The sequence below is a fragment of the Streptomyces sp. NPDC002838 genome, assembly GCF_040295365.1.
Lineage (GTDB): Bacteria > Actinomycetota > Actinomycetes > Streptomycetales > Streptomycetaceae > Streptomyces.
The window spans coordinates 394,328-409,700 of sequence record NZ_JBEOVF010000002.1; the positions used below are offsets into that span (position 1 = coordinate 394,328).

Sequence of the window (15,373 nt, forward strand, 5' to 3'; positions counted from 1 at the left end):
CAATGCACCCGCCCCAGACCCCACTCAGGCACGACCGGCCATCCTGCACCCCTCCACCCCACACAGGGCAACCAGCCGCGATGAGCACGCCCCGCAACCTCAGCCTGACCGAGCACAATGCACCCGCCCCAGACCCCACTCAAGCACGACCGGCCATCCTGCACCCCTCCACCCCACACAGGGCAACCAGCCGCGATGAGCACGCCCCGCAACCTCAGCCTGACCGAGCACAATGCACCCGCCCCAGACCCCACTCAAGCACGACCGGCCATCCTGCACCCCTCCACCGCCGCACAGGGGCAACCAGCCGCGATGAGCACGCCCCGCAACCTCAGCCTGACCGGGCGCAACCTGCCGAGCCCCAGCCCCACCCGGGCCCAGCCGGCGGGCTCAGCCCTGCTTCGGTGCCGTCGAAGCGACCAGGCGCAAGGTGAAGGAGTGGCCGGCCGGGTCGGCGTAGCCGCGCTCCTCGTACGGGCCGGTCGCCTCCTTGGTTTCCAGTGGGCGGCCGCCGAGTCCGACCACCTTGCGCTCCGCCTCGTCCAGGTCCTCCACCATGAAGTCCAGGTGGGCCTGGAGGGCGTTCTCGGGGCGCGGCCAGCTCGGCGGCGTCGCGTTCATGTCGCGGCGGAAGGCCAGCCGGATCCCGTCGGCGCCCCTGATCTCCACCCGGTTGGCGCTCTCCTCCGTCTGCTCGGCCGCCAGCAGCGCCTTGTAGAACTCCGCGAGCTTCTCGGGCTCGGCACAGTCGAGCACGACGACGCCCGCTTTCACCAAGGCCATGTCTCCTCCGAAAGGTCCGGGGCGCGGGGCGTCGTACCCCGCCGCCCTCTCCCTTGCGGATATCCCGACCCGGCCGATTCAGTCGGCGACCAGCCACTCCCCGTCGCGCATCAGCTCACGCCCGTCCAGTTCGTTCGTCTCCCGCCAGGCCTGGATCCGCCGGGGCCGGACGCGGAAGTACAGGTAGGGCGTGGCAAGGCGACGAGGATCGAACCCGGTCTTGGCGGCGAAGAGATCGGCCTCCTCCTCGGGCAGCTCGGCGGGCGTGAGCGTGTCGGCGGTGCCCTCCACGAGGACGACGTCGCGGGTCGGCCCGATGCCGAGGCGTGCCTTGCCCGTCGCCTTCAGGTTGCGTCCCGTGGGACTGGCGGCCGGGGTGGCGAGCAGCAGGGTCGAGCCGTCCCAGAGGAAGGAGAGCGGGACGAGGTACGGCCCCGAGCCGTCGCCGTCGGCCGTGGCGACCCAGGCGTCCTCGTCGTGCTCCAGTCGGTTCAGGGTGTCCTGCTTGCGCTGCTTCGCGGGGCGCGCGGGTTGCCGGGTCATCGTGGGGCAGCCTCCTGGCGGGTCGTAGGGCGGACGTTTCAGCATGACCGTCCGGCTTCCTTCCTACCCCCGGATTTCCGCCAGCCGCGTCGCCGCCGCGCCCAGCAGAAGGTCCAAGGCCGCCGGATAGGAGCTGTGCCGCATGTCCGCGACGAGATGGCGGGCCGTCGCGGCGATGTGCGGGTGGGTCTCGGCGGGCAGCCGGGCGTACGTCGCCCGCCACACGGCCGCCTCCGCCTCCCGGGCGGACTTCGGCATGGCGGCGCTCGCGGAGTGGAGGGCGCCGAAGGCGAGCGCCTGGTCGACGAAGGCGTGGTAGATCCGCACCGCCTCGGCGTCGGGGAAGCCGGCGCGGCGCAGCACGCCGAGGATCGTCTCGACGGCCTGTATCTCGAACACCCGCCCGGTCACCCGGTAGGAGCTGAGCACGGCCGCCCGGGGATGCGCGAGCGCACCGGCGTGCATGCGCGGGCCGAGATCCCTGAGGTCGGCGAGCCAGTCGCCGCTGGGGCGCCAGGTGCGCAGCGTTCGGCCGATCAACTCGTCGGCGATGGCGAGCATGAGGTCGTCGGTGTGCCGGAAGTAGCGGTACAGGGAGCTGGGGTCGGCGCCGAGGGCACGGCCGAGACGACGGACCGAGAGGGCGTCGGCGCCGTGCTCCTCGATGAGCCTGAGGGCCGTCCCGACGATCAGTTCCTCGGACAGGACGACGCCCTGCTTGATGGGCCGCCTGCGCCGTCTGGCAGCGGGCGGGACGACGCGCTCGGTCATGGACGCCTCCGTGGGGCCGGTGGGCACCTTACGACAGCACCGTTGACCTGTTGAGTCCCGGCGAGTTTCATGTGCGGTCACCGGGGCCGACCAGGCCCCCCGGTGCGAGCGGAGAGCTGGCCATGTCCGACAAGCCCAGGCCTTCGAGGGCGGTACGCCGACGAAGGAGCTGCTGGACGCGGCCGTTCCCGATCGGCCGGTCTACCTGCCCAACCGCGACCACCACGGCGCCTGGGTCAACAACCGCGCCCTCGCCCGCGCGGGCATCACACGGGACACGCCCGACCCGGCCGACGGGCGGATCGAGCGGGACACCTCCGGTGAGCCGAGCGGGACGCTGCAAGAAGGCGCGATGCGGCTCGTCGGACGGCTCACTCCCCCGGCCACACCCGCCGACCGGCTGGCGGCCCTGCTGCACGCCCAGCGCCATCTGCACGCGCTCGGCATCACGGCCTGGCAGGACGCCCTGGTCGGGGAGTTCCTCGGTATGGACGACCCGTCCGAGGCGTACCTCACGGCCGCCCGCGACGGCTCGCTCACCGCGCGCGTGGTCGGCGCCCTGTGGTGGGACCGCGAGCGCGGCGCCGAGCAGATCCCCGAACTCGTCGAGCGCCGGGCGGCGTTGAGCCACGGCCGGTTCCGCGCGGGCAGCGTCAAGCTGATGCTGGACGGAGTCGCCGAGACCGGCACGGCCGCGCTGCTGGAGCCGTATCTGGACAAGTGCGGCTGCGCCACGGCCAACGGGGGCACCAGCTTCATCGACGCGGACCAACTACCCAAGTACGTAACCGAGTTGGACGCGCTCGGATTCCAGTGCCACTTCCACGCTCTGGGCGACCGGGCCGTACGCGACGCGCTGGACGCGATCGAGGCCGCGCGGGCCGCGAACGGGCCGAGCGACACCCGGCCGCATCTGGCGCACCTTCAGGTGGTGCACCCCGACGACGTTTTGCGCTTCGCGCGGCTCGGTGCCACCGCGAACATCCAGCCGCTGTGGGCCGCGCACGAACCACAGATGGACGAGCTCACGATCCCCTTCCTCGGGGCCGAACGGGCCGCGTGGCAGTACCCGTTCGGCGCGCTGCGCTCCGGCGCCACCCTCGCGGCGGGCAGCGACTGGCCGGTCAGCAGCCCGGACCCGCTGCACGGTATCCATGTCGCGGTCCATCGTGTGGCACCGGACGGCGGCGAGGCGCCGGTGTTCCTGCCCGCCGAACGCATCGGCCTCGCCGCGGCGTTGACCGCCTACACGGCGGGCTCGGCATACGTGAACCACCTCGACGACACCGGTCAAGTGCGCGTGGGCGCCCTGGCCGATCTCGTGGCGCTGGACCGCGACCCGTTCGAGGGGCCGCCGGAGGCGATCGCGGAGGCACGGGTGGCGCTGACCTATGTGGGGGGCGAGGCAGTGTACGCAGCTCAACTGACCTGAGCAGTAACGGAGATCACGGTCAGGTCACGGTATAGATCATTTACGCCCTGGGCAGCCTCGTACCGCTTCTCGGTTCAACTTTCGGCCACAGAAGGCCAGTTCGAGTGCGCAGGCGGTCAACTCGACTGCCTGATCGCAGGGGTGGGGGGACTCTGCGTTCCGTCTCCCGAAAGGAAACGCATGCCTCAGGACGTCACGTTCGACCTCCCCTTCGACACCCCCGTCAGCGAGCACCTGGAGTACGCCCGAGCACGCCATCTGCGCTGGATCTGGGACATGGGCCTGGTGCGCAGCGTGGCCGGCTTCGAGGAATACAAATCCTGGGATCTCCCCCAGGCCGCCGCCCGCACCTACCCCCACGCCACGGCGGGCGACATGGTCGTCCTGATGAACTGGTTCTCGCTCGCCTTCCTCTTCGACGACCAGTTCGACGCCAACCAGCCCGACCGCGCGGACCGCATAGCGGAGGTCGCGCGGGAACTCATCGTCACTCCCCTGCGGCCCGCGGGCTTCCGCCCCCGGGTGGTCTGCCCCATCACCCTGGCCTGGGCGGAGGTCTGGGGGCACCTCTCGGATGGCATGTCCCTGACCTGGCGGACGCGGTTCGCCGCCTCCTGGGGGCGGTTCCTCGTGGCGCACTGCGAGGAGGTCGACCTCGCCGCCCGCGGCCTCGCGGGGACGCTCGGGCTGGAGGAGTACGCCGAGTTCCGGCGCCGTACGGTGGGCATCCACCACAGCATCGACGCGGGCGAGCGCAGCCGCGGCTTCGAGGTGCCGGCGCAGGCGATGGCGCATCCGCTGATGGAGCGGATGCGCGATCTGGCCGCCGACACCATCGGGTTCATGAACGACATCCACTCCTTCGAGCGCGAGAAGCGCCGGGGAGACGGTCACAACCTCATCGCCGTGCTGCACCGGGAGCGGGGCTGCTCGTGGCAGGAGGCGGCCGACGAGGCGGTCCGCATGACGACCGCGCGCCTGGACGAGTACGTCGAACTGGAGGCCCGCGTCCCGCAAATGTGCGACGAGCTGGGCTTCGACGAGGACGAGCGGGCACGGGTGCGGATGGGTGTGGAGGCCATCCAGCACTGGATCAACGGCAACTACGAATGGGCGCTGGTGTCGGGCCGCTACACGGCGGCCAAGGACGGTCCGGCGGCCGACGCCGAACTGGCCGGGCGAGGATCGGTGGACGACCTGCTGGCCGTGTGAGCGAACGACGCTGCCCGGTCGGTGACCGACCGGGCAGCACGACCGCACGCCCTACACGGGGAATTCGACCGGCAGGCTGTCGAGCCGGGACTCCCAGGTGGAGGCGGTCGAGGTGAGCTCCTCCGGTGGCACGGCCAGGCGCAGACCCGGCAGGCGGTGCAGCAGGACGTCCACGGCGATCTCGATGATGGACTGCCCGATGCTCTGCCCGGGGCACTCGTGCGGGCCCGCGCTGAAGGCCAGGTGCGACTGGTTCCCCTGGACGGAGACGCCCGGGTCGGGCCGGACCTGCGGATCGAGGTTGCCCGGGGCCAGCCCGAGGACGAGCAGGTCGCCCTCCTGGATGTGGTGCCCGCCCAGTTCCAGATCGCTGGCGGCGAAACGCCCCGGCAGTACGGCCAGCGGCGGCGAGTTCCACATGACCTCCTCCACCACCGCGGAGATGTTCAGCTGACCGCTGATCAGTCCGGACAGCCGGGAGGTGTCGGTGAGCACCAGTTGCAGCACCCGGGCCAGCAGGTTGCTGGTCGTGGTGTGCGCGGCGATGAGCACCAGACGCAGATGGCTGACGACCTCGTCCCCGTCGAGCGCGGCGGGGTGCTCCAGGAGGGCGGTGGTGAAGTCGGAGCCGGGTTCGGCCCGCTTGCGCTCGGCGAGTTCGCCGAGGATCTCGATGATGCGGTCGTTGTGCGCGATGGCGTCCTCGCCGCCCTTGAGGACCTGGGCGCAGGACTCGACCAGCCGGCGCCCCTCCGCCTCGGCCAGGCCGAGGATGCGGGTGAGGACGAGCATCGGCAGGTACTCGGCGTAGTCCGCCACCAGGTCGGCCTGCCCGGTGTCCGCGAACACGTCGATCTGCTTGTTCGCGAAATGCGTGGCGTGGCGCCGGACGCCGCGACCGGACGCGGCCAGCAGTCCGTCGGTGACGGCGCCGCGCAGCCTGCGGTGCGGTTCGCCGTCCTGGGAGACGCAGTCGGGACGCCAGCCGATCATCGGGATCAGCGGCGAGGTCTCCTCGACGCGGCCGTCCCGCCAGTCCCGCCAGATCCGGGCGTCGCGGCTGAACTGGCGTGGGTTGTCGAGGACGCGCCGGTTGTCGCGGTAGCCGAGCACCAGCCAGGCCGGGATGTCGCCCTCCAGCAGGACCGGCGCGACGGAGCCGTGCTCCTTGCGCAGCCGCTCGTAGATGCCGAGCGGGTCGGTCGCCGCCTCCGGCCCGTACAGCCGGGTCGTATCGGCCGAGCCGTGCGCGACCGGGCAGCCGTGTGGGGCGTCGGGGCCGTATAAGGTCTGGTCGCTCATCGGGACTCCAGTGCGACGGCGGAGCGTTCCTTCAAGTGACGTATCAGGGCCACGAGTACGTCACGGCTGGAGGCCCGGTCGCGGGCGTCGCAGGCCACGATCGGGGTGTGCGGGGAGATGTCCAGAGCGTCCCGGATCTCTTCGATGGGGTGCTCGGTGGAGTCCGGGAAGACGTTCAGGGCGATGACGAAGGGGACGTTCTGCCGCTCCATCTCCTCGATCGCCCGGAAGCTGGAGGCGAGCCGGCGGGTGTCCACCAGGACGACCGCGCCGAGCGCGCCCTTGAACAGGCCGTTCCACAGGAACCAGAAGCGCTCCTGGCCCGGCGTGCCGAACAGGTAGAGCACCAGCTGCTCGTTGATGCCGATCTTCCCGAAGTCCAGGCTGACGGTGGTCTCCGTCTTGTCCGCGACGCCGATGAGGTGGTCGACGTCGGCGCTGGCCTGGGTGAGGGTCTCCTCGGTGGTGAGCGGCTTGATGTCGCTGACCGAGCGGACCATGGTGGTCTTCCCGGTGCCGAAGCCGCCGGCGATCATCACCTTCACCGAGCGGGTGCCCCCGGCCTCCGGGCCGCCTGGATGGTCAAAGCCTTTCAAGTCCACTGAGTACCTCCTCAAGGAGCGCGAGGTCGGGCCCGCGACCGGCGTGGTCCGCCGGGATGGGGTCACGGGCTTCGACGCGGCCTGCCTCGAGCAGATCCGCCAGCAGCACCGCGAGAATGTTGAAGGGCAATCCGAGGTGGGCGCCGAGTTCGGCCACCGACAGCGGATCGCGGCAGCGCCGGAGGATCTCCTCGTGCTCGTGCTGCATGCCCGGCAGGGGGGCGGCGCGGGAGACGATGAGGGTCGCCACGTCGAGGCTCGACGCCGAACCGCCCGGTCCGCTACGTCCTCCGGTCAGGACGTAGTAGCGCTCGAGACCGGACGGGTCGGTGGGCCGGCGGGGAGCACTCATCCAGAGTGCTCCTCCAGGCGCGGAGTGGTGCCGAGCAGCTCGCCCATCCTGCGGGCCAGATCCCTCATCTGATGTCCCAGCAGGCCCTGGTCGAGGCCTTCCCTGGCGAGGACACCGAGATACGTCTCCACACCCGCGCGGACGACGAAGAGGTGGCCGCCGTCGACCTCGATCATCGCCAGCCGCAACTGGCCCAGCTGTCCGCCGTATCGCGAGAACTGCTCGGCGACCGGCTGGGCCAGCGCCTGCAGTCCGGCCACCACGGCCGCGAAACGGTCCACGTCGTCGGGGTCTTCGGCACCGTAGGAGGTGATGGCCTTGCCGTCGCTGGAGGCCACGAGGGCGAAGCGGATCTCCGGGATGGACTCCACCAGATCGCGCAGCGCCCAGCTCACGTCGGTTCCCTGTTGCGTCATGTGGACTTGTCGCTCTCTTCATTGCGCTGCTCTGCGGACTCGCGGTCGTCGGCCGTCCCGTCTGCCGCCTCCGTGGACGCGCGTCCGGCCGTGGCGAAAGCGGCCAGGCCGGTGAAGGAAGTGTCCGGCGGGACGGCGGAGACGTCCGTCTCCTCGATCCGTTCGGTGCGCTCGGCCGGCTGGTGCCGCACCTCCTCGCTCCGCTTGCTCCTGCGCCGGGGCAGTCCGCCGGGCGTGGTGTCCACGGCGTCGGTGGTCTCGGCCGCGGTGTCGACGGCGGCCGGTCCGCGGGCCGGGGCCGCCGCTGCGGCCCGGGCCACCGGGGCGGGAGCCGCGGGAGCCGCCGCGGGCAACTGGCTGAAGTACTTGTGCGGTACGACGACGACCACGGAGGTACCGAGCCAGGGCGAGTCCGCGTAGGTGACCCGGATGCCGTAGCGGCGGGCGAGGGCGCCGACGACCCGCAGGCCGATGCTGGCGTCCTCGGAGATGCCGCCGAGTCCCGGTCCGGTCCCGGTGCCCGCGAGGGCGTGCTCGGCCTCGCGCTTCTTCTCCTCGCTCAGGCCCTTGCCGGAGTCCTGGATCTCGATGCCGACGCCGTTGGGGACCTCCTTGCCGGAGACGACCACCGGCTCCGTGGGCGGCGAGTAGCGGGCCGCGTTGTCGAGCAGGTGGGCGAAGATCAGCGTGAGGTGGTCCACCAGCCCGCCGTCGACGCCGAGTTCGGGCAGATGGCGCACCTCGACCCGGTGGAAGTCCTTGATCCGGCCGACGCCGCCGCGCACCACGCTCAGCAGGCGCTGCGGCTCCTGCCACTGCCGGCCGGGTCGGTCCGAGCCGCCCAGCACGCCGATGCTGGCGGCGAGACAGTCGGCGGGGCCGATCTCCTGGTCGAGCTCCATCAGACCGCGGGCGACGGCCGGCAGACGGCCGTGTTCGCCCTGCATCTCGTGCAGGCGACCACGGAGCTTGCTGGTCAGCACGTGGATGCGGTTGCCGATGCTGATGACGGCCTGCTCGGCGGAGGTCGACCGGTTGAACTCCTCCTCGACGCCGATCAGGGCGGTCCTGAGGATCTTGCGGAGTTCGGCCTGGAGGTCGGCGCTGACCTTCGCGCACTGGTTGGTGGTGGGCAGGAGGTCGTCGATGGCCTCACCCTCCCGCAGGCGCTTGAGTGCGTCCGGCAGTTGCTCGCCGGCGAGGCGGGCGACGGCGTCCCGCTGGTGCGCCAGCTGCTCCTGCCAGACCTCGGCCTGGTCGGTGAGCTGGGCCTCGTAGGACTTGGCCTGGTCGGCCAGCCGGTCCTCGTACGCCTGGGTCTGCTCGGCGATCCGTTCCTCGAAGGTCCGGGACCGCTCGGCGAGTTGCACCTCGTAGGCACCCGCGGCGTCGGCGAACTGCGCCTCCTGCGCGGCGCGTTCGGCCTGGTACTTCCGCTCCAGGCCGGCCACGTGCTGCTGCCACTGCTGGGAGTGCTCGGCCTGCGAGGTACGGAAGGAGCTCTCCGCCCGCCGTAATTGGCCGCGGGTGCGCACGAGGAGACGTACGCACACGGCACTGGCCGCCGTCGCGGCGGCGCCCGCGACGGCCGTGGTTATTCGCTCGGAGCTCATGAACGTGGCGGCAACCGTCCCGCCTCCTAAGGCCAGCGGCATCAACCACCAGCTGTACCAGGCGACAGGGGCCCGCGCCGCCGGGGGCGGAGTGGCGAGTTCCATCTGCATCCTTCGAACAACACGATCGAACAAGGGGGGTGTGCAAGGGGACCGCACTCATGAGTACGCACCGCGGGACGAGCAATCGCTCACGCGTCAACTCGCAGTGCCGAACGGGAGCTTATCGGGTTTGAAGCAGAAAGGATCAACCTGCGGCAAGGCGGACGTGAGGGTTCCGTCACTGTCCATCAGAAACCAACACATCGACAAGTGCCCTTACGGACCTGCGGTGTTGCTCCGCAAGCGTCTTCCGCGTCGGCAACTTCTGGACAGCTGCCCAGCTATAGTGGACATCCGTCCAAGAAGCAGAGGAAGCACATGGAGATCCTGGCCTCCGTGCTGGTCGGCCTCGTTGCCGTCCTGCACGCCTACATCCTGGTGACGGAGATGTTCCTGTGGCAGAAGAAGCCCGGCAGGGCGCTGCACGGGTTCGAGCCGGAGATGGCGCGGGCGACCGCGCCCATGGCCGCCAACCAAGGGCTCTACAACGGTTTCCTCGCGGCGGGGCTGGTCTGGGGGCTGATCGCCGCCGATCCGACCGGCTTCCGGGTTCAGGTGTTCTTCCTGTGCTGCGTGGTGGTCGCGGGCCTCTACGGTGCCGCCACCGCGAACCCCCGCATCCTGTTCGCGCAGGCCCTGCCCGGCGCACTCGCCCTGGGTGCCGTCCTGCTCGCCGGATGAACCGGGAACGGCCCGAGGACCCGCGGGCCGCGCGCACCCGGGCGCGGCTGCGTCGGGCCCTCCTCGACGAGTGCGCCGAGCGCCCCCTGTCCGAGGTCGGCGTGGCCGCGCTGGTGCGCCGCGCCGGCGTCGGCCGGGCCACGTTCTACGTCCACTACGACGGACTGGAGGCCCTGGCCGTCGACGCCTGCGCGGACGTCGTCCGGGAGGCGGTGGAGGCTCTGCACGCCTGGCGTGGACGGCCCGACCCGGTGCACGCGCCGCCCGCGCTGGCGGAGTTCTTCGCCTCACTCGCCCCGCATGCCGCGCTGTACCGGGCCCTGTTGGCCCCGGGCGGTGGTGGCCCTCTCGGCCGCGTGCTGCACCGGGATCTGCGCGCCCACAGCCTGCGGGAGCGCGAACTCGCCGGCGCGGCGGACGCCCCGCTGGTGGCTTCGGCGGTCGCTGCCACCTTCGCGGGAGTGCTGGCCGACTGGCTGCACGGACTGCTCGATGCCGGCCCGGAGGAAATCGCCGATCAGGTCTGGCAGTTGCTGGTCGCCCTGCACGCGAGCCGGTGACGGGTCACATACAGGCCACCGGCTCCCAGGCCCGGGGCCAGGCGTCCACACCGTAGGGTGTCTGCCGGGGTCGAGCCGCCGTCGCTCTCGCCCCATCCCGCGCCGCTGCCGCCCGCATGGACCGCTCCGTCGCACTCCGGCGCCCGCCCCGTGGCACCCGACCGGGTGAGCACGGCTCACGTTCCAGTACAACCACGACCAGGGCCACCGTGACGCGGGCGGCGACCGGTACAACGTCACCGCCACGACCGCCTCTTCGGACAGCGATTACCGGCAGGGCGGTTTCTGAGGCGGGGCCCCCGGGCCGAGGCCCGGGGGCCGGGGTGCCGTGGGCTCAGAACGTGAGCACGGGCTTGATCGCCTTGCCCGCGCCCATGTCCCGCACCGCCTGGTCGATGTCCGCGAACGGATAGGTGCTGATCAGGCGGTGCAGCGGGAGCCGTCCCTCCTTCACCAGCTTGACCAGGGCGGGGATGAAGGTCTGCGTCTCGGCGTCGCCGAGGGTGAGACCGACGACCTGCTTGCCGCCGAGCAGCCCGTTGACGTCCAGGGCGACCTCGGTGCCGAACGGCGGGGCGCCGACGACGACCAGGGTGCCGCGGGCGGCCAGCGCGTCGACACCCTGGCGCAGGACGGCGACGCTGCCCGTGGTCTCCACGATGCCGTCCGCGCCCTGGCCGCCGGTGATCTCCGCGAGGGCCTCCCCGAGGTCGGACTCGCCCGCGTTGACGGTGTGCGTGGCGCCCAACTCGCGTGCCAGCGACAGGCGTTCGCCGACGCGGTCGACGGCGACGATCGTGGTGGCGGGGGTGAGAGCGGCGGCCATGACCGCCGACAGGCCGACGGCTCCGGCGCCCAGGACCACCACGGTGCTGCCGGTGACCGGCTTCAGTACGTTCCAGACGGCGCCGACGCCGGTCTGGACGCCGCAGCCCAGCGGGGCGATCGACGCCAGCGGCACGTCGGCGTCGACCTTGACGAGGCTGCGCTCGTCCGCCAGGGCCCGCTCGGCGAACGAGGACTGGCCGAAGAAGTGGCCGCCGAGCGGCTCTCCGTCGCGGCTGATGGTGCTGGTGCCGTCGGCCCGGCGGCCGCCGATGAGGTTCAGCGGCAGCCAGGTGGCGCAGTACGCCGGGTGGCCGCCCCGGCAGTTGCGGCAGTCGCCGCAGGAAGTGAAGGACAGCACGACATGGTCGCCGGGCGCGACACCGGTGACGGCCGATCCGACGGCCTCGACGACGCCGGCGCCCTCGTGGCCCAGGACTCCGGGGAGGGGGAAGGGCAGTCCGCCGCCTGCGACGCCGAGGTCGGTGTGACACAGGCCGGTCGCCACCATACGGACGATCGCCTCGTGCGGTCCGGGCTCGTCGAGGACGACATCGCTGAGGGTGAAGGGCGCTCCGCCGGACTCGACGACGGCGGCGCGGGTGGTGAGGGACATCGCGGGAACTCCTTGTTGGTGGTGAGCCTCCGGCGCGCTCAGCCGAGCGAGGCGACGACGGACTTGACCTTGGTGTAGGCGGCGAACGCCTCGGGCCCGTACTCGCGGCCGAAGCCGGAGTCCTTGACCCCGCCGAAGGGCACGGCCGGGTCGAGCATCGCCCAGTCGTTGATCCAGACGATGCCCGCCTGGAGCCGGTCGGCGACGCGGTGGGCGCGGGCGAGGTTGGTCGTCTGAATGCCCGAAGCCAGGCCGTACGGCGTGGAGTTGGCGAGTGCGACGGCCTCGTCCTCGGAGTCGAAGGGCTGCACGGTGAGGACCGGGCCGAAGACCTCTTCCTGGACGACCCGGGAGTCGTTCGGCAGGTCGGCGATCACAGTGGGCTTGTAGTAGTAGCCTCCGTCGAGGTCGAGCCGTTCGCCGCCGCAGACGATCCGGCCGCCCTCCTTGCGGGCCAGGTCGACGTACTCCTCGACCTTCTTCAGGTGCTTCTCCCCCGCCATCGGTCCGACGACCGTCTCGGGCTGACGGGGGTCGCCGACCGGCACGCCGGGGACGGCGTCCGCGAGGATGCCGAGCATGGTGCTGTACACCGAGCGCGCCACCAGCAGCCGCGGGCCGCCCATGCAGAACTGGCCGGTGTTGAAGACGAAGCCCTTGATGACCGCACCGACCGCCTTCTCCAGGTCGGCGTCCTCGAAGACGACGTGGGCCGCGTTGCCGCCGAGCTCCACGGTGACGGGCTTGAGCGCCTCGCCGGCCACACTGGCGGCGTGCCGGCCGACGGCGGTGGAGCCGGTGAAGGCGACCTTGTCGACGCCGGGGTGCCTCAGGAGCGCGTCGCCGGCCACCGGGCCCGTGCCGGTGACGACGTTGACCACGCCGTCCGGGACGCCTGCCTCCTGCAGCAGCTTGGCCATGAAGAGGGCGCTGAGCGGGGTCTCATCGGCCGGCTTGTGCACGATGGTGTTGCCGGCCGCCAGGGCTGGTGCGATCTTGGAGCCGGCCAGGATCAGCGGGAAGTTGAACGGCGTGATCGCGGCGACCACGCCGAGCGGCTCGTGCCGGGTGTAGGCGACGGCGTTCATGGGCGTGTCGCGGTTCGCACCGTGCAGGGAGTGGGCGAGGGCGGCGAAGTGCTCGTAGTCGTTGGCCGCGTTCGTCACGTCGACGGCGTGACACAGCGTGATCGGCTTGCCCACGTCGAGGCTCTCGAGCTGTGCGATCTCGTCGGCGTTCTCGCGGATCAGTTCGGCGACGCGGTGCAGGATCCGGCCGCGCTCGCGGCCGCTCAGCCCGGACCATGCGCCGCCGTCGTATGCCTCGCGGGCGGCGCGTACGGCCGCGTCGACGTCGGCGGCGCCCGCCGCCGCGACGGTGGTGACGACCGCACCCCGGGACGGGTCGACCACCTCGGTGCGCGCTCCGTCCGCGGCCTCGCGCCACTGTCCCCCGATGAAAAGCTTTCCGGGTTCGATCTCGAAGGTGGTCATCACCACTCCCCAGCGTCATTGCCAAGATTTCAACGAACAGGTTTCCTGTTGGTTCGCAGTCTCTTTACAGACAGGTTTCCTGTCAATGCTCTAGTGTGAACTCATGCTCGACACTCAGGCAACCAAGGCGCCGCCGTCGCTCCTTTACATGGTGAAACAGGTGGAGCTCGTCGTGCGCTCCCACCTGGATGAGCTGGTCAAGCCGTCCGGGATCACCGCCCTGCAGTACACCGCGCTCACCGTCCTGGAGCGGCACGACGGACTGTCGGCCGCACAACTGGCCCGTGACTCGTTCGTCACCGCCCAGTCGATCGCCGATCTCGTACGGTCCCTGGAGAGCCGCGGGCTGGTGCGCAGGGAGCGCAACCCCCGCAACCGCCGCGAGCTGCTGATCCTGCTGACCGACGCGGGCCGCGAGCTGCTCGCGGAGCACGAGGGGCCCGTACGTGAGCTGGAGGAGCGGATGCTGCGGGACCTCTCGGCGCATCAGGCCCAGCAGTTCCGCCAGGCGCTCACCAAGGCCTGGCAGGCCCTGTCGTAAGGTGGCCTTCGCAATTCGAAGACATATGTCAATCGAACATGCTCAAATTCACTCCACCGAGGGTAACTTGCAGGGCGGGGAACGGGTTCGGGCCCGGTGACGCAGGTGACGCATGGGAGGGGATGTCGTCGTGCAGCAGGAACCCGCACCGCTGACCCGGCATCTGCGCGTCCACCAGGACCGGGGCCACACGGTGCTGGAGTTCCGCGGGGAGATCGACATCGCCGCGGCCGTGGAGATCATCCCGTACCTGGACCGGGTGACCGGGCGTCCCGACGTCCGCCTGGTGATCGACCTCAGCGGCGTGGAGTTCTTCGACTGCTCCGGATTACGCCTGCTTCACCGCGCCCGCGCCCGGGTGCTCGACAACGGCGGCCGGCTGCTCCTGGTCTGCACCCATCCGCTCACCCTGCGGGTCCTGCGCGTCACCGGACTGTCCCGGCTGCTGCCCCCGATGCCGACGCTGGACGCGGCCCTGGGCCGGCCCGAGGCCACGTCCGGTTCGCTGTGACCGTCGTGCGCGTGGTGCCGTGCCTGTCTATTCGGTTCGCGGCGCGTCGAACAGGGCGCTGACGGACTCACCGTTGTGAATACGCCGTACGGCCTCGGCGAGCGCGGGGGCGACGGTGAGGATCCGCAGCTTGTCCGTGCGCTCTTCCTCGGCCACCGGCACGGTGTTGGTGCACACGATCTCCAGTACGTCGGGCTGCTCGCCGATCCGCTTCAGCGCGCGGTCCGCGAACAGGCCGTGGGTGCAGGCGACCCGGATCGACCGCGGCCCCAACTCCCGTAGGCGGTCCAGGAGTTCCAGGACAGTGCTGCCCTTGGCGATCTCGTCGTCCAGCACGATGACGTCCCGTCCGGCGACCTCGCCGATGACGGAGTTGATGCTGACCCGGTCGTCCGCGAACCGCTGTTTGGCGCCGGCGGCCACCTGGGCGCCGAGCATCCGTGCGAACGCGGCGGCCTCCTTGGCGTTGCCGAGGTCCGGCGAGACGACGGTGGTGCGGGTCAGGTCGTACTGCCGGAAGTGCGCGGCGAGTTCGCGCAGCGCGTGCAGGTGGTCGACCGGGACCGAGAAGAAGCCGTGGACCTGGGGCGAGTGCAGCGTCATGGCCAGCACGCGGCTCGCGCCGGCCGCCACCATCAGGTCGGCGACCAGCCGGCCACCGAGGGAGATGCGGGGTGCGTCCTTCTTGTCGGATCGGGCGTACGAGTAGTGCGGCATGACCACGGTGATCCGGCTCGCGGACGCCCCGCGCGCCGCGTCGCACATCAGCAGCAGCTCCACCAGGTGCTCCTGGACCGGCTTGACCAGCGGCTGGATGAGGAAGACGTCCCGTTCCCGGCAGTTTTCCTGGAGCTGCACCTCCAGGCAGTCGTTGGCGAACCGGCTGACCCGGGTGGGACTGAGCGGCACGCCCAAATGCGCACAGACCTCCTGGGCCAGCTCGGGGTGGGCGCTCCCGCTGAACACGGCGATATCTCGCACTATCCGCTCCTCGCATGATCATTCCGGCTGCCGGGGC

At 71.0% G+C, this 15,373-nt stretch carries 16 protein-coding genes and 1 pseudogene; 6 read left to right on the top strand and 11 right to left on the bottom strand.

All coding sequences use genetic code 11. From position 1 onward, the window contains the following. Nucleotides 1–390: 390 nt before the first annotated feature. The 3 genes from ABT063_RS04455 to ABT063_RS04465 form a co-directional block, all read right to left on the bottom strand. Entirely contained in the window at nucleotides 391–783 is a 393-nt protein-coding gene (locus ABT063_RS04455; RefSeq protein WP_351055616.1) for a VOC family protein, read from the bottom strand. A gap of 78 nt (nucleotides 784–861) precedes the next feature. Then, nucleotides 862–1,326, bottom strand: a complete 465-nt coding sequence (locus ABT063_RS04460) for a pyridoxamine 5'-phosphate oxidase family protein (protein ID WP_351055617.1) — start codon at nucleotides 1,324–1,326, stop codon at nucleotides 862–864. Nucleotides 1,327–1,389: 63 nt separating this feature from the next. Next, nucleotides 1,390–2,097 carry a TetR/AcrR family transcriptional regulator gene (locus tag ABT063_RS04465; RefSeq protein ID WP_351055618.1) on the bottom strand — a complete coding sequence of 236 codons (708 nt, stop codon included), beginning with the start codon at nucleotides 2,095–2,097 and terminating at the stop codon, nucleotides 1,390–1,392. A gap of 136 nt (nucleotides 2,098–2,233) precedes the next feature. Between ABT063_RS04465 and ABT063_RS04470 the strand changes: the two are divergent. After that, nucleotides 2,234–3,529 (top strand): annotated as a pseudogene (locus ABT063_RS04470) (amidohydrolase); the annotation flags it as partial. Between the two features lie 180 nt (nucleotides 3,530–3,709). Then, nucleotides 3,710–4,741: a 7-epi-alpha-eudesmol synthase gene (locus ABT063_RS04475; RefSeq protein WP_351055619.1), complete on the top strand. Its 1,032-nt coding sequence runs from the start codon at nucleotides 3,710–3,712 to the stop codon at nucleotides 4,739–4,741. Between the two features lie 51 nt (nucleotides 4,742–4,792). On the opposite strand, the gene ABT063_RS04480 is transcribed toward ABT063_RS04475, so the two are convergent. From ABT063_RS04480 to ABT063_RS04500, 5 genes are read right to left on the bottom strand one after another with little or no spacing between them, the layout of a single operon-like run. Next, nucleotides 4,793–6,043 carry a cytochrome P450 gene (locus ABT063_RS04480; RefSeq protein ID WP_351055620.1) on the bottom strand — a complete coding sequence of 417 codons (1,251 nt, stop codon included), beginning with the start codon at nucleotides 6,041–6,043 and terminating at the stop codon, nucleotides 4,793–4,795. After that, nucleotides 6,040–6,645: a GTP-binding protein gene (locus ABT063_RS04485; RefSeq protein ID WP_351055622.1), complete on the bottom strand. Its 606-nt coding sequence runs from the start codon at nucleotides 6,643–6,645 to the stop codon at nucleotides 6,040–6,042. Before ABT063_RS04485 ends, ABT063_RS04480 begins: the two co-directional genes overlap by 4 nt. Then, the gene (locus ABT063_RS04490; RefSeq protein ID WP_351055623.1) at nucleotides 6,626–6,997 is read right to left on the bottom strand and encodes a DUF742 domain-containing protein; all 372 of its coding nucleotides are present in this window, start codon (nucleotides 6,995–6,997) and stop codon (nucleotides 6,626–6,628) included. The genes ABT063_RS04485 and ABT063_RS04490 overlap by 20 nt, the downstream gene beginning before the upstream one ends. Beyond that, nucleotides 6,994–7,413, bottom strand: a complete 420-nt coding sequence (locus ABT063_RS04495; protein WP_351055624.1) for a roadblock/LC7 domain-containing protein — start codon at nucleotides 7,411–7,413, stop codon at nucleotides 6,994–6,996. Before ABT063_RS04495 ends, ABT063_RS04490 begins: the two co-directional genes overlap by 4 nt. After that, nucleotides 7,410–9,131 (bottom strand): ATP-binding protein, encoded by a 1,722-nt coding sequence (locus tag ABT063_RS04500; protein ID WP_351055625.1) that lies wholly within the window; start codon nucleotides 9,129–9,131, stop codon nucleotides 7,410–7,412. Before ABT063_RS04500 ends, ABT063_RS04495 begins: the two co-directional genes overlap by 4 nt. Nucleotides 9,132–9,446: 315 nt before the next feature. Here ABT063_RS04500 and ABT063_RS04505 point away from each other — a divergent pair, with 315 nt between their 5' ends. Beyond that, complete coding sequence (locus ABT063_RS04505) at nucleotides 9,447–9,809, top strand: DUF1304 domain-containing protein (protein WP_351055626.1); 363 nt, start codon at nucleotides 9,447–9,449, stop codon at nucleotides 9,807–9,809. Next, a complete protein-coding gene (locus ABT063_RS04510; protein WP_351055628.1) occupies nucleotides 9,806–10,369 on the top strand; it encodes a TetR/AcrR family transcriptional regulator in 564 nt (187 codons plus the stop codon). Before ABT063_RS04505 ends, ABT063_RS04510 begins: the two co-directional genes overlap by 4 nt. A gap of 334 nt (nucleotides 10,370–10,703) precedes the next feature. Here the strand turns inward: ABT063_RS04510 and ABT063_RS04515 are convergent, their stop codons facing one another. Then, a complete protein-coding gene (locus ABT063_RS04515; RefSeq protein ID WP_351055629.1) occupies nucleotides 10,704–11,810 on the bottom strand; it encodes an NAD(P)-dependent alcohol dehydrogenase in 1,107 nt (368 codons plus the stop codon). Nucleotides 11,811–11,848: 38 nt separating this feature from the next. Next, on the bottom strand, nucleotides 11,849–13,303 hold the full coding sequence (locus ABT063_RS04520; RefSeq protein ID WP_351055630.1) for an aldehyde dehydrogenase family protein: 1,455 nt from the start codon (nucleotides 13,301–13,303) through the stop codon (nucleotides 11,849–11,851). Nucleotides 13,304–13,406: 103 nt separating this feature from the next. Between ABT063_RS04520 and ABT063_RS04525 the strand changes: the two genes are divergently transcribed. Both ABT063_RS04525 and ABT063_RS04530 read left to right on the top strand, forming a co-directional pair. Continuing rightward, a complete protein-coding gene (locus ABT063_RS04525; protein ID WP_351055631.1) occupies nucleotides 13,407–13,844 on the top strand; it encodes a MarR family winged helix-turn-helix transcriptional regulator in 438 nt (145 codons plus the stop codon). A 112-nt stretch (nucleotides 13,845–13,956) separates the two neighbouring features. Further along, nucleotides 13,957–14,355, top strand: coding sequence for an anti-sigma factor antagonist (locus ABT063_RS04530; protein WP_351055632.1), 399 nt, complete (start codon nucleotides 13,957–13,959; stop codon nucleotides 14,353–14,355). A 27-nt stretch (nucleotides 14,356–14,382) separates the two neighbouring features. On the opposite strand, the gene ABT063_RS04535 is transcribed toward ABT063_RS04530, so the two are convergent. Beyond that, on the bottom strand, nucleotides 14,383–15,336 hold the full coding sequence (locus ABT063_RS04535) for a ribose-phosphate diphosphokinase (RefSeq protein ID WP_351055634.1): 954 nt from the start codon (nucleotides 15,334–15,336) through the stop codon (nucleotides 14,383–14,385). Nucleotides 15,337–15,373: the final 37 nt, after the last annotated feature.